We start from the raw sequence: 22,304 nt of genomic DNA, 5'->3' as shown, positions 1-22,304 counted from the left end.
TTACGCCGACTTGCGCAACAGCCCTTGCTTTTTCAGATACACTAATAATAGCGAAATAGCCGCTGGGGTGATACCAGAAATACGTGAAGCTTGACCAATCGTTTGCGGACGCGCATCTGTGAGCTTAGCCACGACTTCATTTGACAAGCCACTTACTTGGCTATAATCAAACTCAGCAGGCAGTAAAGTTTCCTCATGGCGAAGCTGTTTATTTATCTCATCTTGTTGACGCGCAATGTAACCTGCATACTTGGTTTGAATTTCAACCTGTTCTAATGCTTGCCAATTTTCGTGCTCACTGGCCAAACCATCGATCGTCATCAGTTCGCGATAGCTCACCTCAGGTCGACGGATCAGATCCTCTAAACTCGCTTCTCTGGTTAGTGGCGATTTTAGCAACGCATTGACTTGATCTAATGCTTCGTGATCTTTGTGGATCCAAGTCGAACGTAAACGCTGTGACTCTTGCTCCATGACTTCCAACTTATCATTGTAGGCAGCCCAACGTTCATCATTGACTAAACCAAGCTCGCGGCCTTTTTCAGTCAAGCGCAAATCAGCATTATCTTCACGTAATAACAGGCGGTATTCTGCACGGCTAGTAAACATACGATACGGTTCTTTTGTGCCTAAAGTAGCAAGGTCATCAATTAAAACGCCTGTATAAGCTTCATCTCGGCGCGGCGTCCAAGCATCTTCACCTTTCACTTGTAAGGCAGCATTCATACCCGCAATCAAGCCTTGTGCACCGGCTTCTTCATAACCCGTAGTGCCATTAATTTGACCTGCGAAAAATAAACCATTAATAAATTTGGTCTCTAAAGACTGTTTTAAGTCTCTTGGGTCGAAGAAATCATATTCAATCGCATAACCAGGTCGGCAAATATGTGCGTTTTCGAATCCTTTAATCGATCTTACGATATCTAATTGAATATCAAAAGGTAGGCTGGTGGAAATACCATTCGGGTATAACTCATAGGACGTTAGTCCTTCAGGCTCAACAAAGATTTGATGTTTCTCTTTGTCAGCAAAACGTACTATCTTATCTTCAATTGATGGACAGTACCTTGGTCCAATCCCTTCGATCACACCAGCATACATAGGTGATCGGTGCAGGTTTTCACGGATCACATCATGTGTTTTTTCATTTGTGTAAGTGATATAACACGGGATCTGTTGTGGGTGATCAGATTGCTTACCTAAAAATGAAAACACAGGTGTTGGTGTATCACCTGGTTGCTCTTGCATCACTGAAAAATCAACCGTTCTTGCATCAATTCGCGGAGGCGTGCCGGTTTTTAATCGGTCTACACGAAATGGTAATTCACGTAATCGATGTGCCAACGCGATTGAAGGTGGATCCCCTGCTCTTCCGCCTTTGTAATTCTCAAGGCCAATGTGAATTTGTCCACCTAAGAATGTACCTACAGTCAAAACAACCGATTGGGCACTAAATCGTAGTCCCATTTGAGTAACTACGCCTTTTACCTGATCTTGTTCAACAATAAGATCATCACAGCTTTGTTGGAAAATTTTTAAGTTTTCTTGATTTTGTAAAGTATCTTGGATCGCAGCTTTATACAATGCGCGATCTGCCTGTGCTCTAGTTGCTCTAACCGCAGGACCTTTAGATGAATTCAGCGTTCTAAATTGGATCCCACCTTTATCAATGGCCTGAGCCATCGCACCACCTAGTGCATCAATCTCTTTAACAAGATGCCCTTTACCGATCCCGCCGATCGCTGGGTTACAAGACATTTGGCCTAAAGTGTCCATATTGTGAGTTAACAATAAGGTATTCATACCCATACGAGCTGCAGCTAATGCAGCTTCAGTACCAGCATGACCGCCACCAACCACGATTACGTCAAAATGTTCATGATAAATCATTTACGGGATCCTACTTAAAAACAACCAGCAAATTTCGAAAGGGTGCGTATTCTACCTAGAAAAACGCAGAAGTGAAACGATTAAATTTTAACCTGAACTCAAAATGGATCACTTAAAAATATATAAGGATCTTTTTAAAGATCTTTATTGATCTTATATTTAAGCAGAGCCAGATCTGTGTATAAGGTTATATTCCTATTATGATCCATAAGCTTAGGCTAGATCATATAATGTGAATTAGATCGGATCTAAGGGCGTATAAGCTTTGATCAAAAGGGCTATTTATACACAGGCACACATCCGATTAAATTTATCCAATGGATAAGTAATACTAGATCAGCAGTTAGATCAAAGGTTATCCACATATGGTGTTTAAAATAACAAAATTTGTGGATAAGTTATGTAGAACTGATCTTTATTTATTTTTCTCCATAACCTCACTTAATTGAGGCAGCCATGCCAGTGCAGTATCTTCAGGCAATGCTTCATCTAACACATCTATTTTTAGGGTAGGGATCAGTATTTGCGCACCTTTTTCCACCAGCAGCTTTTCACTGTTTGTTGCCGCATAGTTATAAGTGTCATAACTGGAGTCACCAATACCTATAATTGCAAAGCTGATATGGCTTAGATCAGACGCTTCAGTCAGCTGTGAGATAAAGGGCAATAGATTCTCTGGGTAATCACCTGCGCCATATGTAGAGGTGACAAGCAACCATGTATGGCTATTACACTCTGATAAATCAGGCTGTTCATGTAAATTACAGTTGAAAGATCGTGTCGTTAGATCTTCAGCTAATTGTTCAGCGACGTATTCAGCAGAGCCCATTTGGCTACCGATAATGATCTCAATATTGCGCATTATGATTCGTTTTTTAATCTTGTGTGCTGGTCATATTAATGTGGATTGATCAGAAGTAAAGTGTTACTTAAGTCTTGGGATAAAGTTTTTCAGTGTAATTTATGTTCTTTTGTGAATTGTTTTGTTTATGGTGTTGATTGTAAAGGGTTTAATAAATTATTCCATGGTGTTCTTTGGCTTTGTTTTTGTGGATAAGCGGGGGGTAATCAGTGTGGTAATGAGAGTCTGGTATACTTGATTATTAGAAGGGCGCACAAAAGTCAGTCTCATTTTAGCGGGTGTGGATAATTACCCTATGGATAACGATCTTTTCATCTTGGGTGATCTACTTTTTTTGGATCTATAAAATTAGATCTATATAAGCAAATATTCTAAAAAAGTTTTATTTTCTGGTGTGACCCCCTCATTTTGACAGGGATTTCATGTGTTGAAGCGATAGATTTCTATTTCTTACGTCATTTAAGGTACGCATCAACATATAATAATTTTCATTATGTCCGATACTATTTCGTATATTAGCAGTCTATTTCAGTGATAGGGTGGGTGTGTTTTAAAGACACTGGTACACCTAAGCTGCTTTTTAGTCTAGCAGTAGGGAGCGATCATCTTTTGTCTATCAAATTGGATATTGGTCGAGTCAAAAACCAGTAATAGCAGATTTTTAGATAGCTTTTGAGTTTACGATGAGCTAATTGGGAGAGGGATTATCTTAGTGGGATTGTCTATTTCGGTGGTGGGTAAAACCGCTTTTAGCAAGGCACACACCAAGTGGATGGCAAATTGCCAGCCCCTTGGTGTGCGGTGTTTAAACGCCATTGCTAAGAGCACATGTGAGAATGGTTACTTACCAATACAGAATGAACTGAATATCTTACCGAGTAGATCGTCTGAGGTGAACTCACCGGTAATTTCATTGAGGTACTGCTGAGTTAAGCGCAGCTCTTCTGCTAAAATTTCGCCTGCGATATGCATTTCAAGCTGTGTCTGACCGATTTCTAAATGTTCAGCAGCACGCTCTAATGCATCTAAATGACGACGGCGAGCCATAAAGCCACCTTCGTTCGCACCGGTAAATCCGATACACGCTTTTAAGTGGTCTCTCAGTATATCAATGCCGGCATTGGCTTGTGCACTGAGTCTTAAAACAGGGTAATTGCCTTGCTGACATAGCCCTTGTTGTTCTCCGCATAGATCGATTTTGTTGCGAATGACGGTGATATCCATGCCTTTTGGCAGCTTTTCCATAAACTCAGGCCAGATTTTGATCGGATCAGTCTCTAGAGTTTCCGTGCCATCGACCATAAATAGCACATGATCGGCGCCGCTGATCTCTTCCCATGCGCGTTCAATACCTATTTGCTCGACTTTGTCCGGGCTTTCACGCAGCCCAGCTGTGTCAATGATGTGCAGTGGCATGCCATCAATATGAATATGTTCTCGCAAAACATCGCGTGTAGTGCCTGCAATATCAGTGACAATCGCGGCTTCTCGACCAGCTAAGGCATTTAGCAGTGAAGATTTCCCTGCGTTTGGGCGACCTGCGATAACAACACGCATACCTTCACGCATAATGCTGCCTTGCTTGGCTTGTTGTCTGACTTCAGCAAGCTGATCGATGATCGCTTGTAAGTCACCAGACACTTTGCCATCAGATAAAAAGTCGATTTCTTCGTCTGGGAAATCTATGGCTGCTTCAACATACATACGTAAGTGGATCACTTGTTCCACCAGCACATTGATGTGTTTTGAAAAGTCGCCTTGTAAAGAGTGCAGGGCGCTTTTCGCTGCTTGTTCGCTGGTAGCATTGATGAGATCAGCAATGGCTTCGGCTTGAGTGAGATCTAGCTTATCGTTCATAAATGCACGCTCTGAAAACTCACCTGGTTTTGCCAGTCTTACTCCGTCAATTTGGCTAATCTCTTTGAGCAGCATGTCAATAACAACTGGCCCGCCGTGGCCTTGTAGTTCTAACACATCTTCGCCGGTAAATGAGTTTGGGCCTTGGAAAAATAGCGCAATACCTTGATCAAGCTGTTCACCAGCTAAGGTATTAAAAGGTAAGTACTCGGCATATCGCGTTTTTGGGCATTTACCTAATATTTTTTCAGCAACTTGTTTGGCACCCGTGCCTGAAATTCGGATGATGCCGACACCACCACGACCTGGGGCGGTTGCCTGAGCTGCTATTGTATCTTGTGCAATCATGATGGCTCTTGCTAAATGAGTGTATTCTGAGCTTAATTGTACAGCAAATGGCATTTCTCAGGTATAGTGGAAGTTAATCAATAGAGTCAATTATGTAAGATGTAGAGATAAGGAAACTCTGAGCCGTGTTGTTATTTGGTCCATTTCGTTTTGATGCTGAGCGCTTGGTTTTATACTCTGGGCAATCGCAGCAGCTTCTTCGTCCTAAAGTCTTACAGTTACTGGCTTATTTTCTCACGCATCCCAACCAAGTCATTAAACGTGAAACATTATTGAGCGCATTATGGCAGCACGGTGAATACCGAGAAGCCGCACTGACACAAAGTATCAATGAATTACGCCAAGCATTGGGCGATAACGCGCAAAGTCCTATGTATATTCGCACGCTACCACAGCAAGGTTATCAGTGGATCTGTGAGGTGCACGCCGAAAAATGTACAAAAAAACGTGCCAAGCAAATAGGCGTGGCACTGAGCGTAGTTGCTGTCTTGTTATTTTCGATGGACAAAATACACGCTATCTGGCCACTATCATCAAGTGAGCAAACTCAGCAAAAACCAGCCTTATTGATTTTACCTTTGCAAAATGACACGGGCGTCGAGGCCAACGCGTGGTGGGGTTACGCGATCGAAAGCGAATTAAAAACACAGTTACAAAACCACTATCAATTGAAGCCAAAAAGCCAAGCTCCGGAGCTGCTAAAGCTATCTAAAGAGAAACAGCCACATACATTAGTGCTGACACTAAAACCAAGACAGCAGCGATTTGTCCTGCAAGCCAGCCTAGATGGGCGAACAATAGATGTAATCGTCGAGCAGTTAGGGCATAACTTCAGTGATATTGCTACAAGTGTGCTATTGGCTCTAGAAGTGACGTCCGATCATGAAAATAAAATAGCTGCGCCTGTAAAAGACCTCAGTGATTATTATCGTGGTTTGCAAGCGTTGAACGAGTATGGTCCTGAACTAGCAAAATCCTATTTTGAAGCGGCCCTAGTACGTGTGCCAGAGCACTTACCCTCACAATTGGAATTAGCGCAGGTAGCTTGGCAGCAAGGGGATGTGACGCAGGCGAAAGCACGCTTTGATAAGATCACATTGGGTGACGCGCCTGATGGATTGCAAGCTCGTTATCATCTGTATAAAGGGACATTCGAAAAGGCACTTGGTGAGTTTGAAGCTGCGCTCAATAGTGCAGAGCTTGGACTGCGAGCGGCACAGCAAAGCCAACAAATAGAATTGATCGCCAGTGCGTATCAACTGCAAGCTGATATTTATTGGCATACTTTGCAATGGCAAGATTACACCTTGGCGATGAATGCTGCTTATGCACTCATAGGTAGTCGCTCTTTTGCTTACAGTGAAGCACAGCGCTCATTTTATCTTGCAAACCCACCAGCTACTGGACCACAGGATAAAAAACACCTTAACTTAGTACAAAGTAAAAAAGTACTAAATCAGGCCATAGACTACTATCGACAGCTCTCTTCAAACTTAGAATTGGCAAGCAGTTTATTTGCGTATGGGCAAAATTATTTAGTGCCGGTTAATGAAGGGGAGCAGAGTTTATTAGAGGCGCTGGAAATCGTTGCTGACAGCGGTAATGAATATTTTAAAATGCAAGTACTCACTTACTTGGGGTTCTTTTATATTCAGATTCATCAGGGCGAGAAAGCTTTATATTACCTGGAACAAGTGAAAATATATGAGTCATTTTTACCAGCCATTGAGCAACTTCAGTTACTGAAGGCGATGGCTTGGATGGACATCGGCTTGGTGAAAAACGACCAAAACGCATTAGATAACGCACGGCGGCAATATCACCAATTACTTGAGATTGACTATATCTCACCACTGACACGTGCGAATACTCAACTTATGCTGGCTTGGATTGGGATAAAGCTGGGTGAATTAGAGGCTGCACAAACATTAACTGAACAGGCTTTATTGGAATATCAACGCTTTGAATTGTTTGATGTTGCGATTTATGCTGAGTATACAAAGATGTATATACATCTTAGGCAAGGTCAACCAGAGCAGGCGTTAGCGCTTGCAGACAGCGATAATAGTGATGCGCATCTCATGTTGTTTTATACCTCAGCAGCAGCTCAGATGATAAATAACGTTGCCCTTGCTGCAGATACCAAAACGAAGTTGAGTGCACTCAGAAACAGCGATGACTTATTGCAGCAATTGGATGAGTTTACACGTTTAGTAGGGCACACAGATAAAAATATTTTGGACTTGTTGGATGCGCCCTACAGTGTTTATTGTCAAAGTAAATGGATTTTAGAGTAATTAGATGACTTATCGCGGCACGTTGGTGCCTCGATAGAGGGTTTTCCCTTCATTGTCTAACAAAACCCAATAGGGAAGTTCAGTGATTTGATACTGTTCAAATAACTGATTATGGGTATCAAAGACAATATCGTGCTTAACCTCAAAGCGCTGTTGGTAATTGAGAGCATTTTGCTTGTCTACATAAAAGGGCTTTATCACAGTAAGCACACGGTCATTTTGCTGAGCGAGCTGATTATTTTGCTCAATGCGTTTTTCACAATTGGGAATATGCTGAAATGGACAGAGACTATCGCTGAAAAAAAGTACTTTATATGTTTTGTGTATCAATGTATCTGAAAGCAGTGTGCCCGATAATGTTTGTAACGGTACCTGGGTGTTTGAAGTAGCTTCAGATGGAGCACTTCTGATAAGTGCTTCTTTGAAGATCACACGCCCCTCGTTTACAACAACCCTTGTCGGGGTTGTTCGCACTTGAAATTTAAACATGAGTTGATTGTTGTGATCTATGCGGATCCCGTTAAATTTGGGATTTGTCGTGACAAACTGCGTTAAGCTGGGCTTATCGATATTGATATCTGGCTGAATAAAAATACGTTCACCCATTGGCTGTGGCAATTTAGTGGATTGATTATATTCATCCCAGATATTAATAAAGATATATTCGCTGGCTGATGCATTTGCTTTGTAACTTACTATAAAAAAAGCCAATATCAGGCCAAACTTTACTTGTATATACATTATTTTCTTCCTTGTAATTCAGTTAATTTGCTTGCTAATTCATCGGTAAATAGTGCACTGCGATAAAGTTCATTGCCGAACTCATCTATTAAAATATGTTGTGGCGTGCCCAATACATAATACTGGCGTGTGATACTGCCGTCGCTGTCAAAGACAGTAGGAAAGCGATAGCCATTTTGATTAAGGTAGTGCGTGATGCCGTGTTTGTTTTGATTAAACCCGATGTTGATGGAAATTACCTGATATCCCGTATTGGCTTGTTGATAGCTCTGCTCGAGTAATGGCATTTCTTCAATGCAGTATGCGCACCAAGTCGCCCAAAACTTCAAATAAGTCACCTGACCTTGGCTTGAAATCGCCTGTCCGTCTAGCGTATTAGCTAACAAAGGCGAGTAGGTTTTTGCGTAAATGTTTGTATGTATACCGAGTAAGATGAATAGAGGTGCTAAAGACTTCATAAGAGGTTCCTTGTGGTTACCATAGCCAGCTTTTGCCAGCCTGAATAAGAAAATATTGCGCCATGATTAAGAGCATGAGTGCGGTGAGGTTATTAATGTGAGCCAGCCACTTCCCTGATTTAGGCATAGCTGCGAGCAGTCTTGCACTGGTGCCAGCCAGTAGCAGCAATGTACTCATTCCCAGTGCAAAGCTAAATAACAGACTGGCACCGAGCAGAGGTTGGTGTGCGGAAGCAACAAATATCAGTAATGCACCTAGAATAGGCGAGGTACATGGCGCGGCAACTAACGCACTGATCATGCCCATAATCAGCGGTACGGCACTGGCATTGGTTATCTGAAAGTGCAGAGCCGGTAATGTGATTAAGCCTTTATTAATAGCAGCAAAAAGCAATAATAAATTGGCAAACCCTAACAAGACGAGTGGATTACTTGCTACTTGTCCAAATAAACTGCCGGTTGTGGCTGCAATAAAGCCCAGCCCAGCATAAATGAATGCAAAACCAATACAGTACAGTAGGGGGGCAATGCGAGGGTGCTTTTGCTGTGCAAAGGTAGCAACGGTAATTGGTAAAATTGGGTATACACAGGGGGTTAGACTGGTAAGTAGGCCGATAAAAAATACGGCGGGAATTTGCCAGCCATTGATGTCTGACGTGGTCAATGCCCCTAAAATCGTTTGCTCCATATGCTTGCTCTTCTGATGTCGAGAATGAGCAATTAGAGTGCACGAGCGCGCTTTTAAGACCTATCAAAGGGGCATAAAATCGATATCAAAATTTATCAAGTCTATGTTTTATTTGGTTTTAAAAAATTTATTTAAGCCTAATTAATATCTCGAATATATGCTTGGTTTCCTAAGTTTGATTTGTTGGTATGCCATACTGCTGTGCGACCGCTAATTTATCTCACCAAACTTGGATCTGATTAATTGGTGCATTGCGGTCTCGCCTCTTTTCTTCAGGGAGAAGCTGCGTATGTTAATATTAAAGCCCATAAGTGCTGCTACATGGGATGTTATTGTGCCTTTTGATCAAATATTGATTGAGATGCAGAGCAGGGTTTTGGTTGAGTTTAGTATTTGGCTTATGGAGCATAAGTCTGGTGAAATGTGATATGTTCACTGCCTGAAATCAGCATTTGTTATCATCTTGGAGTTGCAAATGGTGTGTGATTACTATGTTTAAAGTAACGACCAGTTAAATGCCACATAGTAACGTTTTGACGCAGGATTTTGATGGATACATTAGTTGTATGTACAAGATCAAAAACGCCCGCAGAAGCGGGCGTTTTGCTAGGCGATTGCGCGTTAGTCGCGTACTTTTATGCCTTTTTTCTCCATACCACGATAAATGATAAGCATCTGTGCGATAGAGATTAAGTTCGATACTAACCAGTAAAGTACCAGACCTGATGGGAACCAAATAAAGAAGATAGAGAAGACCACTGGCATGTAGGTCATCACTTTCTGCTGCATTGGATCTGTGATGGTCATTGGTTGAAGTTTTTGCGTTAAGAACATACTTGCACCAAATAGAATCGGTAGCACGTAGTATGGGTCCATCGCTGATAAGTCAGTTAGCCACAAGCCAAACTCAGCGTGACGTAATTCTGTGGATTCTAGGAATACATAGAATAGCGCTAAGAAGATAGGCATTTGCAGTAATAGAGGGAAACAGCCACCCATAGGGTTCACTTTTTCTTTGCGGTACATTTCCATCATGGCTTGACCGAACTTCTGACGGTCGTCACCGTAGCGCTCTTTTAATTGCTGCATCTTCGGTTGTAATGCACGCATTTTTGCCATTGATGTGTACTGTGCTTTTGTTAGCGGGTAAAGGATAGTTTTCACGATCACGGTAATACCGATGATAGCTAGACCCCAGTTGCCTAAAATGCCGTATAAGAACTTCAGTAGTACAAGTAGAGGCTGAGAAATAAAGAATAACCAACCATAATCCACTGTTAGATCTAAGTCTTCGTGGATCGCTTCAAGTGCATCGGTATCTTTTGGACCCATATAATAAATGGCAGATAATTTTGCTTCAGAATTAGCTTGAATGTTAACAGGCTCGCCTTTAGCACCAATGATGCCTTGATTATTTCTCAGTGAGCTGTAAATAGTGTTGTTGACGTCTTGCTGAGGAACCCAAGCACTCACAAAGTAATGCTGGATAAATGACACATAGCCACCCAGTGTATTTTCGTTCAGGTTCGCTTTGGCCATATCGTCAAATGCGTACTTTTCATATGGCTCATCTTGTGTGCCATATGCTGTTCCTAAGTACGTTTGAGTCATGATGCTGTCTTTGTCTTGTGCTGTACGCTTGATTTGTGTGTACAGTTGAACTTGAACAGGGTTTTCTGTCGAGTTGACTACATCATATTCTAGCGCAACGTCATATTGACCTGCTTTGAATACAAATGTTTTTGTAAATTGAACGCCTTTTTTGTCAACAAATGTCAGCGGCACACGAAGTTCATCACCTGATAGGGTATATGACTTTTGCTCGCTCGAGTAAACAGGGCGACCTTCACTTGATGCATCTGGACCATTTAGGCCGATCAGACCACTTTGTGAAATATATTGCTTCCCTTCAAATTCACCAAGTAGTAAGTAAGGTATATCGCTACCATGCGTTTCTGCATGTTGAAGTAGTTTGGCTTCAACAATGTCACCACCTTTTGTATCGATTTTCACTGCAAACACATCTGTCGTTACTGTGATAACAGAACGAACAGCTTGAGTTTGTGCAACCGGTACGTCCGCTTCGCTAGAAGTCGGAATATCCGCTTGGTCGTTATTTGAAGGTGAAGTGGCCACTTGTGTGACAGCACTGGTCTCGGCTTTGCTTTGAGCTTGTTCTTCTTGCCATTCACTGAATAGCAAAAAAGAGACTAAAAGCAATCCGATCAATAAAAACGTGCGTTGCGATTCCATAACAGCTCTTATTTCTCGTGTTGTTTATCTTGATTCGATTTTTCAGGGACGGGGTCATCCCCACCTGCGCTTAAAGGGTGACATTTTAATATGCGTTTAACCGCTAACCAACTCCCTTTTGCAATTCCGTGTAAATTAATTGCCTGAATTGCATAACTTGAGCACGTTGGATTAAATCGGCAATGTGGTCCAAGCATGGGACTGATAAATTTCTGATAGGCTTTAATAAGCATGATCAAAAATAAACGTATTACCGAAAGCGGATAATCCACCAATCGTTTACACTCGCTTTTGGTCTTCGAGGCGTGTTTCATAGTCGCGAGGTAGACTCGATAATTGAGTGATTAAAAGGTGAGCTAACCTTACCTTAATTCACTTAAAATAGCCATGTTAGGACGGATATAGAAGTATAAAAGCGCTGTTATTTTTTCGGCTTTTTATTGGCAGGGCGTTTTTTATGGTGTTTAGGTTTTGGTGCGCCCAGTTTACAACGTTCGTTAATTTTGCGCCAAAGTTTATTCAGTTGCTTTGTAAGCTCTTCATTGCTTTGCTCATCCACACCTGTTTTGACCATCAAAACGATATCGATGTTATCTAGTTTATGTCTATTTAGACGAAAGCTTTCTCTGGCAAGACGTTTAATGCGATTGCGCTGACAGGCTTTTTTACAACGTTTTTTAGCAACGGTTAATCCAAGACGTGGGTGACCTACATCATTAGGTTTTGCTAATAGTGTAAAAACAGGGGTAGCTGCACGAGCTGGCTCTTGAAATATGCGGGAGTAATGCGAGGGAGTTAACAGACGTAACTCCCTGCTGAAGCCTAAACCTTCCACTTAATATTAAGCAGAAAGCTCTTTACGGCCTTTAGCACGACGACGTGCTAGTACTTTACGGCCATTTTTAGTAGCCATGCGAGCACGGAAACCGTGAGTACGCTTGCGTTTAAGTACGCTTGGTTGAAAAGTTCTTTTCATAACTAATCCATCCGATCGGTTAAAGTTAAAACATCCTATGCAGGTCGCGATCCTGGCACAGGTGCCATTGCGAGCGCGAGATATTAAAGCCGACGCGCATGAAAGTCAATCATAATTGTGATGGTAAGCTTAATTTATAGGCAAATTGATGCAAAATTGATAGAAACACACTTAACTTACCCAAATAAGGTAATTAATTTTATGCTTTCTATATATAGATAAGGGAAAGTCATTTTCTTACCTATATATAGAAGGATCAACTTTTGTGATCTATCTATATAAGATCGAGATCTTAGCTGTGGATCAAGTTGTTTGATCTTGGGTGGGTTTTCCACAGAGCTTGGGCGCAAATTGCAAACAACCTTTGGAAAACTTAAATTGATCGTAATTTTATGGTGAGATCTTGCTCTTTTTTTGATAAGATCTTTTCAAATAAGTGAAATTAAAAACTCATTAAAAACAGTTGCTTATCTTTTTTGTTTGGTGAGATCTTAATTTTTTTAAAAGTCAATATTGATGTTGTGGATAAGATCCCTTCATAATACCCGGCTTCCACCTGTGAATAATTGATAATATACAAACATTTCCGTAGATCTCTGAGTTAGCTGTGAATAACTCTGTTGGTTATTTTGTGAATGCACATTAAAAACCAACACTATTGATGTACGGGAATAATAACTATTTCGGAGTGCAATGTGTATCTGTCGGTTTGGCAAAGTTGTTTATATGTTTTGCAAGATGAATTGCCGTCGCAGCAATTCAATATGTGGGTTAGGCCACTACAAGCAGAAAGTACCGAAGATACTTTAACCATCTATGCACCTAATCGTTTTGTGTTGGATTGGGTTCGAGAAAAGTACTTAAATCGAATTAATGAACTACTGATTGAAATCTGTGGTGATGAAGCACCAGAGTTACGTTTTGATGTCGGTAGTAAACCGATGGCGCAAGTTCAGCCGCAAGTATCTGCAGAATCATCTATAGGTGATACGCATGCGCCAACAACAGCGCATGTGTCGTCTAAAAGTGTTATGCAGGCACCTGTTAACGATGTAAAAGTTGAACCCGCTCCGAAATCTAGCGTTAAATCTAATATCAAAGAAAACTATACCTTTGATAATTTTGTTGAAGGTAAATCTAACCAGTTAGCAAAAGCTGCGGCAACTCAAGTTGCTGATAACCCAGGTTCTGCTTTTAACCCTGTATTTATTTATGGTGGCACTGGTTTAGGTAAAACACACCTTTTACATGCTGTGGGTAATGGCATTATTGACAAAAAGCCAGATGCAAAAATCGTATACATGCACTCAGAACGTTTTGTGCAAGATATGGTAAAAGCGCTGCAAAACAACGCAATTGAAGAGTTCAAGCGTTACTATCGTAGCGTGGATGCGTTGATGATTGATGACATTCAATTTTTTGCCAATAAAGAGCGTTCTCAAGAGGAGTTCTTTCATACCTTCAATGCGCTGTTAGAAGGCAATCAACAGATTATTTTGACTTCTGACCGCTACCCGAAAGAAATTGAAGGGGTAGAGGATAGATTGAAATCGCGTTTTGGTTGGGGTCTAACTATCGCGATTGAGCCTCCAGAGCTCGAGACGCGAGTTGCGATTTTGATGAAAAAGGCGCAGCAAAGTAACATTAACTTACCTCATGAAGTCGCATTTTTTATCGCGAAAAAATTGCGTTCGAATGTACGTGAGTTAGAAGGCGCGTTGAATCGCGTTATCGCAAATGCGAATTTTACAGGCCGCCCGATCTCGATCGAATTTGTTAAAGAGGCGCTACGTGACTTGTTAGCACTGCAAGATAAGTTGGTAACGATTGACAATATTCAGCGTACAGTGGCTGAGTATTATCGTATTCGGGTATCAGACTTATTATCTAAACGACGTAGTAGATCTGTTGCACGTCCGAGACAGGTCGCCATGGCTCTTTCAAAAGAGCTCACCAATCATAGCTTGCCCGAAATAGGTGACGCGTTTGGTGGTAGAGATCACACGACCGTATTGCACGCATGTCGTAAAGTAAAAGAACTTCGTGAGGAAAGCCACGAAGTAAAAGAAGATTATCAAAACTTGATCAGAACATTGTCATCTTAAGGGTTGAGTGATGCAAATAACGATAGTAAGAGAACAATTTTTAAAGCCGTTAATGCAGGTGTCTGGTGCCATAGAGCGCAAACACACCCTTCCTATTTTGTCGAATGTGCATTTAGAAGTAAAAAATGGTGTGCTGTCGATGACTGGCACTGACTTAGAAATTGAGTTGGTTGCATCTGTAACCCTCGACAATGATACCGCAGACACCAAGCTTACACTGCCTGCTAAAAAGCTACTAGATATCTGCAAGAGTCTTCCTGATAGCTCTGACTTACACTTCAGTACGCAAGAACACCAAGTTTTGTTGACCAGCGGTAAAAGTCGATTTTCATTGACGACACTGGCCGCAGAAGATTTTCCTAATTTGGAAGAATGGCAAGGTGAGGTTGAATTTAAGCTCACGCGTCTCGAGTTACGTAAATTACTTGAAGCAACGCATTTCTCAATGGCAAACCAAGATGTACGTTATTACTTAAATGGTATGTCTTTTGAGGTGGATGGTAACGAGATTAAAACGGTTGCAACAGACGGTCACCGACTTGCCATCGCACAGAAACAACTTGAGCAATCACTTGGTGCACAACGTCAGCTGATCATTCCTCGTAAAGGGGTATTAGAAATCATGCGCCTACTTCCTGCGGATGATGAAGAGTTGACTATACAATTTGGTGCGAATCATTTCCGTATTATTGATCAAGAAGTTATCTTCACAAGTAAGCTTGTTGATGGGCGCTTCCCTGATTATCGTCGTGTCCTACCGCGAGGTGGCGATAAGCTTGTAACGGCTAACCGTGAATGGTTGCGCAGCGCATTCCAACGCGTATCTATTTTATCAAATGAGAAGTTCCGGGGCGTTAGGCTTAACCTAAGCAGTGGTGTGCTGAAGATAAGCGCCAACAACCCTGAACAAGAACAAGCTGAAGAAACTGTAGAAGTAAACTATCAAGGTGATGACCTTGAAGTAGGTTTTAATGTTTCATACTTACTGGATGTGCTTAACACTTTAAAAACAGAAGATGTTCAATTTACATTAGCTGATTCAAATAGCAGTGCTTTGATAGAAGGCAGTGGCGAAGATGATGCTATGTATGTTGTAATGCCAATGCGCCTGTAGAGGGCGCTCAATGAGTTTGACACATATTAGCCTCAATGATTTTCGTAACATTGAGGCAATTTCTCTTTCCCCTTCAAAAGATCTTAATTTAATTTTAGGCCAAAATGGCAGTGGCAAAACCAGTCTGCTTGAAGCCATTTATTTCTTATCTAGTGGCCGCTCTTTTCGCACAAATAAACATAAATTAATGATCCGCAGTAGTCAGGCAAAATGTATTGTTCACGGTAAAAAACAATTACATAACTTGTCTATACCAATTGGTATCAGTAAAGACCAAAGCGGAGATACACAGCTTCGTATTCAAGGGCAAGCAAGTCGTCGCATTGCAGAATTAGCACAAGTTTTACCTGTGCAAGTTATTACGCCTGAAAGTTATGAGTTGTTTTTTGGTGGCCCGAAAGAGAGAAGAAAGTTTCTTGATCTAGGTGTGTTCCACGTGGAACATTTGTTTTTCGACGTTTGGAAAAGTTTCAATAAAGTCCTTAAACAACGTAACGCGTTACTGAAAACTAAGCCTGCCAATTGTATTGAACAGATAAAGTTTTGGGACAAGCAATTTATTGAATTAGCTGAACAAATAAATATCTATCGAAAAGCGTATATAAGTAGGTTTGAAGGCTATTTTTTTGATAAGATAGGGGGGATTAGCCCTGTTTTTGAAGGCCTTGAAGCTCGCTATGATGCGGGTTGGAAAGGGGAACTAAGTGACGTTCTTCAATCACAGCTTGAGCGTGATCTAAAACTCGGTTATACGAGCCGAGGTCCACATAAAGCGGACTTTAATTTTAAAGTTCATGGTCACAGTGTTGAAGGGATAATGTCTAGAGGACAGCTTAAATTGTTGCTCTACGCGCTGAAGATTACGCAAAATAACTTAATTGAAAAAGAGACTGAAAAGCAGTCGATATTGCTAATCGATGATTTACCATCTGAACTGAGCTCTGAGACTTTAGGGTGTGTAGCAAAGTTACTTGCTATTTGTGACTCCCAGTTATTTATCTCGGCAATCAGTTTAGACAGTTTAACGCCTGTTGTGGAACAGCTTGATAAACATATTGAGATGTTCCACGTGGAACATGGTCGTTTAATAACAAATTAATTGGAATTAACCATGTCTGATAATTATGATTCATCCAGTATTAAAGTACTGAAGGGATTGGATGCAGTAAGAAAGCGTCCAGGAATGTATATCGGCGACACTGATGATGGAACTGGATTACATCACATGGTCTTCGAAGTTGTTGATAACTCAATTGATGAAGCATTGGCTGGATACTGTGACGATATATTCGTGACAATTCATACTGATGGTTCTGTTTCTGTACGCGACAATGGTCGTGGTATACCAACCTCGATTCACCCAGAAGAAGGCGTTTCAGCTGCTGAAGTAATCATGACTGTACTACACGCAGGTGGTAAGTTTGATGATAACTCATATAAAGTATCTGGTGGCCTACACGGTGTAGGTGTTTCTGTTGTTAATGCACTTTCTGAAAAACTACAATTAACTATCCGCCGAGATGGCGAAGTGCATCAACAAAAGTACACTATGGGTGTGCCAGATGCACCTTTAGCAATTATCGGTGAGGCAGAATCAACAGGTACTGAACTGAGATTTTGGCCAAGCCCAGAAACCTTCTCTGATATAAACTTCCACTATGACATTCTTGCGAAGCGTCTTCGTGAACTGTCTTTCCTAAACTCTGGTGTAAGTATTATTCTTACCGACGAGCGTGAAGAAAATAAAAGTGACCACTTCAAATATGAAGGTGGTATCCAAGCGTTTGTTGAATACCTTAATCGCAAAAAAACACCAGTACATCAGCATGTTTTCCACTTTACCACTGAACGTGAAGATGGCATCAGTGTTGAAGTTTCTATGCAGTGGAATGATGGTTTCCAAGAGAATATCTATTGTTTCACGAACAATATTCCACAGCGAGATGGTGGTACCCACCTAGCTGGTTTCCGTGCGGCGTTAACAAGAACACTTAACACTTACATGGAAAAAGAGGGCTTTAATAAGAAGAACAAGACCAGTGCAACCGGTGATGATGCGCGTGAAGGTCTAACTGCGGTTGTCAGTGTTAAAGTACCAGATCCGAAGTTCTCGTCTCAGACAAAAGACAAGCTCGTTTCAAGTGAAGTGAAAGGCGCTGTTGAACAAGCCATGGCTGAGAAGCTGAATGAATTCTTACTAGAAAACCCTCAAGATGCTAAAACAGTCGTGAATAAGATTGTTGATGCTGCAAGAGCTCGTGAAGCTGCACGTAAAGCAAGAGAGATGACACGTCGTAAAGGTGTTATGGACTTAGCTGGCTTACCAGGTAAATTGGCGGACTGCCAAGAAAAAGATCCTGGATTATCTGAACTATATATAGTGGAGGGTGACTCGGCAGGTGGTTCTGCTAAGCAAGGCCGTAACCGTAAGAACCAAGCGATACTGCCTTTGAAAGGTAAGATCTTAAACGTTGAAAAAGCACGTTTTGATAAAATGTTGTCTTCACAAGAAGTTGCAACACTGATTACCGCGCTTGGCTGTGGTATTGGCCGTGATGAATATGATCCTGAAAAGTTACGTTATCATAGCATCATTATCATGACCGATGCGGACGTGGATGGTTCACACATTCGTACGCTGCTATTGACCTTCTTCTATCGTCAAATGCCAGAAATCATAGAACGTGGTTATGTGTATATTGCTCAACCACCACTTTATAAAGTGAAAAAAGGTAAGCAAGAGCGTTACATTAAAGATGATCATGCATTGACTGAGTACTTAACAACATTAGCTCTTGATGGCGCTGCACTTTATTCAAACGAAGGGGCTGCTGCTATTGAAGGTAATCGTTTAGAAAACTTAGTACATGATTATCAAAAGACTGTTGATGTAATTGGGCGTTTGCAGCGCAAATACCCAGCTTCTATTATGAATCGTCTTGTCTACCAGCCAGAGCTGACTGAAGCCGACTTAAGTGATGAAGCAAAAGTTTCTGCTTGGAGCGAAGCGCTTGTTGCTGATCTTATTAAGCATGATGATGATGCGACAATTTTCTCAGCAGCAGTGAGTTATGATGATGAACGTCATATGTATTATCCTGTAGTGAATATTCGTCAGCATGGCGTTGATAAGGCACATACTCTAAGCTATGACTTTATTACTTCGAAAGATTATGCACGCATTGCAAACACCGGTAAGCAAATTGCGCATATCATTGAGGAAGGTGGTTATATCCAGCGCGGAGAGAAGACTCAGCCAGTTAGAAGCTTCGTTGAAGCCCTTGATTGGCTAATCAATGAGTCTAAGCGTGGCTTGTATACACAACGTTATAAAGGGTTGGGTGAGATGAACCCAGACCAGTTGTGGGAAACAACAATGGACCCTGATGCACGTCGTATGCTACGAGTAACTATTGAAGACGCGATTGCAGCAGATCAGCTATTCGCTACATTAATGGGTGACCAAGTTGAACCTCGTCGTGACTTCATTGAGCAGAATGCACTAAGAGTAGTTAACTTAGACGTATAAGTCTGCCTCAAAGCAAATCCATAAAAAAGGAGGGTAAACCCTCCTTTTTTTCGTTTTAACGCTTAATTCTGTGCACTGCACACGGTATACTGAGCATAATTTTCAATCATTAAAACTCAATTTTGCGCTATTTGATTTGCTGCTAATTTGAGTCCCATGTACCAAATAAATATAAAAGCCAACTATGCAAAAATATGATATCAAAACCTTTCAAGGGTTGATCCTGGCTTTACAGGACTATTGGGCACAGCAAGGCTGTGTAATTGCACAACCACTAGATATGGAAGTTGGTGCGGGCACATTCCACCCGATGACTTTCCTGAAATCAATTGGTCCAGAACCAATGTCGAGCGCGTATGTTCAGCCATGTCGCAGACCAACCGATGGCCGCTATGGTGAAAACCCGAACCGTTTACAACACTATTATCAATTCCAAGTTGTACTCAAGCCATCACCGGATAATATTCAAGAGTTATACCTTGGCTCGTTAGAAGCTCTGGGTATAGACACACTAACGCACGAAGTTCGTTTTGTTGAAGATAACTGGGAGTCACCTACATTAGGTGCTTGGGGACTAGGTTGGGAAGTATGGCTAAACGGCATGGAAGTAACCCAGTTCACTTACTTCCAGCAAGTCGGTGGTATTGAGTGCTCTCCGGTAACGGGTGAAATCACTTATGGTTTAGAGCGTTTAGCCATGTATATACAAGGTGTGGATAGCATCTATGACCTAGTATGGACAGATGGTCCTATGGGTCGTGTGACTTATGGTGACGTATTCATGCAAAATGAAATCGAGCAATCGACTTACAACTTTGAGCATGCTGACGTCGATGCGTTATTTAATCAGTTCGATCAGTGCGAAAAAGAAAGCCAAAAGTTAATCGAAGCGGGCTTACCATTACCAGCTTATGAGCAAGTAATGAAAGCATCTCATGCATTCAATTTATTAGATGCGCGTCACGCAATTTCTGTGACAGAGCGTCAGCGTTATATCTTGCGTGTAAGAGCATTATCAAAAGCGTGTGCACAAGCTTATTTTGAAGCGCGTGAAGCACTTGGATTCCCGCTTTGTAAGGACTGATCATGACAACTGAAAATTTATTAGTAGAAATTGGTACTGAAGAATTACCACCAAAAGCACTGCGCAAGTTAGCTGAAGCATTTGCTCAAAACACCGCGGCGGAATTAGCAGCGCTAGAGCTTGCGCATCAAGGTGTGAGCTGGTATGCATCACCTCGTCGTTTAGGTATTCAGGTAAAGCAACTTGAGACTCAGCAGCAAGACAAAGTCGTTGAAAAACGAGGCCCGGCTATTAAAGCGGCATTTGATGCCGAGGGCAACCCGACAAAAGCAGCACAAGGTTGGGCACGCGGCTGTGGCATTGATGTTAGCGAAGCTGACAAGTTAGAAACTGAAAAGGGCGCTTGGTTACTTCATAAGGCGACTGTAAAAGGCCAACAGGCAACAGAACTTCTGAGCGATGTCATTGCAAAAGCCTTAGCTAAATTACCGATTCCGAAGCCAATGCGTTGGGGGGCGAATAAAACACAATTTATCCGCCCAGTACACACGGTTGCAGCACTGCTAGGTAATGAGATCATTAAAGGTGAAGTTCTGGGCAAACAGATCACTAATGAACTGCAAGGTCACCGCTTCCATCATCCATCACGTACGACTTTAGCTCATGCTGATGACATTTTTGATACCTTAAAGAAAGCGTATGTCATTGCTGATTATGATGTACGTAAAGCACAGATCCGTGCTCAGATTGAAGCGGAAGCTGCAAAACTGGGTGCGGTTGTTGCAATGGATGAAGACTTACTTGAAGAAGTAACATCTTTGGTTGAATGGCCAGTAACTCTGACCGCATCATTTGATGAAGAGTTCTTGTCTGTACCAGATGAAGCGCTCATCTATACGATGAAAGATGACCAGAAGTACTTTCCGTTATTGAATGACAAAGGCGAGCTGATCAACAAGTTCTTATTTGTATCAAACATTGAAAGCAAAGATCCAAATGTGGTTATCTCGGGTAATGAAAAAGTAGTTCGTCCGCGTTTAGCAGATGCACAGTTCTTCTTTGAAACAGATAAGAAGAAAACTCTGGAGAGTCGTTTAGAGTCGCTTGGCAGCGTTTTATTCCAAAAACAGCTGGGCACATTGAAAGACAAATCTGAGCGTATTGCTGCATTGGCAGGTTATATCGCTGAGCAACTTGGTGCGGATAAAGCATTGGCAGAACGCGCTGGCCTTCTAAGCAAAACAGACTTAATGACTGAAATGGTCATGGAGTTTACAGATGTTCAAGGCGTCATGGGTATGCACTATGCGCGTATTGACGGTGAAGCAGAAGAAGTGGCAGTTGCACAAAACGAGCAATATATGCCGCGCTTTGCAGGTGATGCATTACCGTCAAACCCAATTAGTTTTGCCGTTGCGTTGGCTGATAAGTTTGACACGCTAGTGGGGATCTTTGGTATCGGCCAAATTCCAAAAGGTGATAAAGACCCATTTGCATTGCGTCGTGCTGCCATTGGTGCATTACGTATCATGGTTGAGAAAGAGCTTCAGTTAGACATTTTAGACATTGTTGCTAAGGCACAAACACTGTTTGGCGACAAGCTGACAAATGACAAGGTTGCTGATGATGTCTTTGAGTTTATGCTAGGCCGTTTCCGCGCTTGGTATCAAGACGAAGGGATAAGCGTTGATGTGATCCAAGCGGTATTGGCACGTCGTCCAGCACAACCTGTTGATTTCGATCGTCGTGTTAAAGCAGTTAGCCACTTCCGTACATTGGATGAAGCTGAAGCACTTGCTGCTGCTAATAAGCGTGTGAACAATATCTTGGCGAAGAATAATGTAACCAGCGATGCGGCAGTGTCGGCTGAGTTATTGATTGAAGGTGCTGAGAAACAACTGGCAGAGCAAGTTGCGGCATTGACTGATGAGCTTGCTCCTGTATATGCACAAGGCGACTATCAACAAGCGTTGACGCGTTTGGCAAGCCTACGTGAAGCAGTTGATAACTTCTTCGACAATGTGATGGTTATGGCTGATGATGAAGCGGTTAAGAATAACCGCCTGGCATTATTGAGCCAGCTCAGCCGCTTATTCTTAAACACAGCGGATATCTCAGTTTTACAAAACTAAGATAAAAATAATCTGTGAAGCCAGCTATGA

General features: G+C 41.8%; 18 protein-coding genes. 8 read left to right on the top strand and 10 right to left on the bottom strand.

What is annotated here, in order from left to right:
- The 3 genes from mnmG to mnmE all read right to left on the bottom strand — a co-directional run bounded on the left by mnmG (position 1) and on the right by mnmE (position 4,957).
- The gene (gene mnmG, locus QNM16_RS24195) at positions 1 to 1,890 is read right to left on the bottom strand and encodes a tRNA uridine-5-carboxymethylaminomethyl(34) synthesis enzyme MnmG (protein ID WP_284022801.1); all 1,890 of its coding nucleotides are present in this window, start codon (positions 1,888 to 1,890) and stop codon (positions 1 to 3) included.
- A gap of 415 nt (positions 1,891 to 2,305) precedes the next feature.
- Positions 2,306 to 2,752, bottom strand: a complete 447-nt coding sequence (gene mioC / locus QNM16_RS24190) for an FMN-binding protein MioC (RefSeq protein WP_284022800.1) — start codon at positions 2,750 to 2,752, stop codon at positions 2,306 to 2,308.
- 840 nt (positions 2,753 to 3,592) lie between these two features.
- Positions 3,593 to 4,957 carry a tRNA uridine-5-carboxymethylaminomethyl(34) synthesis GTPase MnmE gene (gene mnmE, locus QNM16_RS24185; RefSeq protein ID WP_284022799.1) on the bottom strand — a complete coding sequence of 455 codons (1,365 nt, stop codon included), beginning with the start codon at positions 4,955 to 4,957 and terminating at the stop codon, positions 3,593 to 3,595.
- A gap of 125 nt (positions 4,958 to 5,082) precedes the next feature.
- On the opposite strand from mnmE, the gene QNM16_RS24180 reads away from it, so the two are divergent.
- Positions 5,083 to 7,254 carry a winged helix-turn-helix domain-containing protein gene (locus QNM16_RS24180; protein WP_284022798.1) on the top strand — a complete coding sequence of 724 codons (2,172 nt, stop codon included), beginning with the start codon at positions 5,083 to 5,085 and terminating at the stop codon, positions 7,252 to 7,254.
- 9 nt (positions 7,255 to 7,263) lie between these two features.
- Here the strand turns inward: QNM16_RS24180 and QNM16_RS24175 are convergent, their stop codons facing one another.
- Genes QNM16_RS24175 through QNM16_RS24165 form a run of 3 tightly spaced genes read right to left on the bottom strand, consistent with a single transcriptional unit; the run spans position 7,264 to position 9,141 of the window.
- The gene (locus tag QNM16_RS24175) at positions 7,264 to 7,995 is read right to left on the bottom strand and encodes a TlpA family protein disulfide reductase (RefSeq protein WP_284022797.1); all 732 of its coding nucleotides are present in this window, start codon (positions 7,993 to 7,995) and stop codon (positions 7,264 to 7,266) included.
- The gene (locus QNM16_RS24170; protein WP_284022796.1) at positions 7,995 to 8,453 is read right to left on the bottom strand and encodes a TlpA family protein disulfide reductase; all 459 of its coding nucleotides are present in this window, start codon (positions 8,451 to 8,453) and stop codon (positions 7,995 to 7,997) included. Before QNM16_RS24170 ends, QNM16_RS24175 begins: the two co-directional genes overlap by 1 nt.
- A 16-nt stretch (positions 8,454 to 8,469) precedes the next feature.
- Positions 8,470 to 9,141 carry a cytochrome c biogenesis protein CcdA gene (locus tag QNM16_RS24165; protein ID WP_284022795.1) on the bottom strand — a complete coding sequence of 224 codons (672 nt, stop codon included), beginning with the start codon at positions 9,139 to 9,141 and terminating at the stop codon, positions 8,470 to 8,472.
- 289 nt (positions 9,142 to 9,430) lie between these two features.
- On the opposite strand from QNM16_RS24165, the gene QNM16_RS24160 reads away from it, so the two are divergent.
- The gene (locus QNM16_RS24160) at positions 9,431 to 9,568 is read left to right on the top strand and encodes a hypothetical protein (protein WP_284022794.1); all 138 of its coding nucleotides are present in this window, start codon (positions 9,431 to 9,433) and stop codon (positions 9,566 to 9,568) included.
- A gap of 194 nt (positions 9,569 to 9,762) precedes the next feature.
- Here QNM16_RS24160 and yidC read toward each other — a convergent pair whose 3' ends face one another.
- From yidC to rpmH, 4 genes are all read right to left on the bottom strand, one after another.
- Positions 9,763 to 11,394: a membrane protein insertase YidC gene (gene yidC, locus QNM16_RS24155; RefSeq protein WP_284022793.1), complete on the bottom strand. Its 1,632-nt coding sequence runs from the start codon at positions 11,392 to 11,394 to the stop codon at positions 9,763 to 9,765.
- Between the two features lie 8 nt (positions 11,395 to 11,402).
- Complete coding sequence (yidD, locus tag QNM16_RS24150) at positions 11,403 to 11,627, bottom strand: membrane protein insertion efficiency factor YidD (RefSeq protein ID WP_284022792.1); 225 nt, start codon at positions 11,625 to 11,627, stop codon at positions 11,403 to 11,405.
- Between the two features lie 188 nt (positions 11,628 to 11,815).
- Positions 11,816 to 12,229: a ribonuclease P protein component gene (gene rnpA / locus QNM16_RS24145; protein ID WP_284022791.1), complete on the bottom strand. Its 414-nt coding sequence runs from the start codon at positions 12,227 to 12,229 to the stop codon at positions 11,816 to 11,818.
- Positions 12,230 to 12,235: 6 nt separating this feature from the next.
- A complete protein-coding gene (gene rpmH / locus QNM16_RS24140; protein WP_005492430.1) occupies positions 12,236 to 12,370 on the bottom strand; it encodes a 50S ribosomal protein L34 in 135 nt (44 codons plus the stop codon).
- Between the two features lie 695 nt (positions 12,371 to 13,065).
- On the opposite strand from rpmH, the gene dnaA reads away from it, so the two are divergent.
- The 6 genes from dnaA to glyS all read left to right on the top strand — a co-directional run bounded on the left by dnaA (position 13,066) and on the right by glyS (position 22,274).
- Positions 13,066 to 14,475 (top strand): chromosomal replication initiator protein DnaA, encoded by a 1,410-nt coding sequence (gene dnaA / locus QNM16_RS24135; protein WP_284022790.1) that lies wholly within the window; start codon positions 13,066 to 13,068, stop codon positions 14,473 to 14,475.
- Between the two features lie 10 nt (positions 14,476 to 14,485).
- Positions 14,486 to 15,589: a DNA polymerase III subunit beta gene (gene dnaN / locus QNM16_RS24130; RefSeq protein ID WP_284022789.1), complete on the top strand. Its 1,104-nt coding sequence runs from the start codon at positions 14,486 to 14,488 to the stop codon at positions 15,587 to 15,589.
- A 10-nt stretch (positions 15,590 to 15,599) separates the two neighbouring features.
- Positions 15,600 to 16,688 (top strand): DNA replication/repair protein RecF, encoded by a 1,089-nt coding sequence (recF, locus tag QNM16_RS24125; RefSeq protein ID WP_284022788.1) that lies wholly within the window; start codon positions 15,600 to 15,602, stop codon positions 16,686 to 16,688.
- A 12-nt stretch (positions 16,689 to 16,700) separates the two neighbouring features.
- The gene (gyrB, locus tag QNM16_RS24120; protein WP_284022787.1) at positions 16,701 to 19,118 is read left to right on the top strand and encodes a DNA topoisomerase (ATP-hydrolyzing) subunit B; all 2,418 of its coding nucleotides are present in this window, start codon (positions 16,701 to 16,703) and stop codon (positions 19,116 to 19,118) included.
- A gap of 184 nt (positions 19,119 to 19,302) precedes the next feature.
- Positions 19,303 to 20,202, top strand: a complete 900-nt coding sequence (gene glyQ / locus QNM16_RS24115; RefSeq protein WP_039611136.1) for a glycine--tRNA ligase subunit alpha — start codon at positions 19,303 to 19,305, stop codon at positions 20,200 to 20,202.
- A 2-nt stretch (positions 20,203 to 20,204) separates the two neighbouring features.
- Complete coding sequence (gene glyS, locus QNM16_RS24110; RefSeq protein WP_284022786.1) at positions 20,205 to 22,274, top strand: glycine--tRNA ligase subunit beta; 2,070 nt, start codon at positions 20,205 to 20,207, stop codon at positions 22,272 to 22,274.
- The last annotated feature ends 30 nt before the right edge of the window (positions 22,275 to 22,304 follow it).

The organism is Pseudoalteromonas umbrosa (assembly GCF_030125375.1).
GTDB lineage: Bacteria > Pseudomonadota > Gammaproteobacteria > Enterobacterales > Alteromonadaceae > Pseudoalteromonas > Pseudoalteromonas umbrosa.
This window is presented reverse-complemented; position numbering and strand designations above follow the sequence as displayed.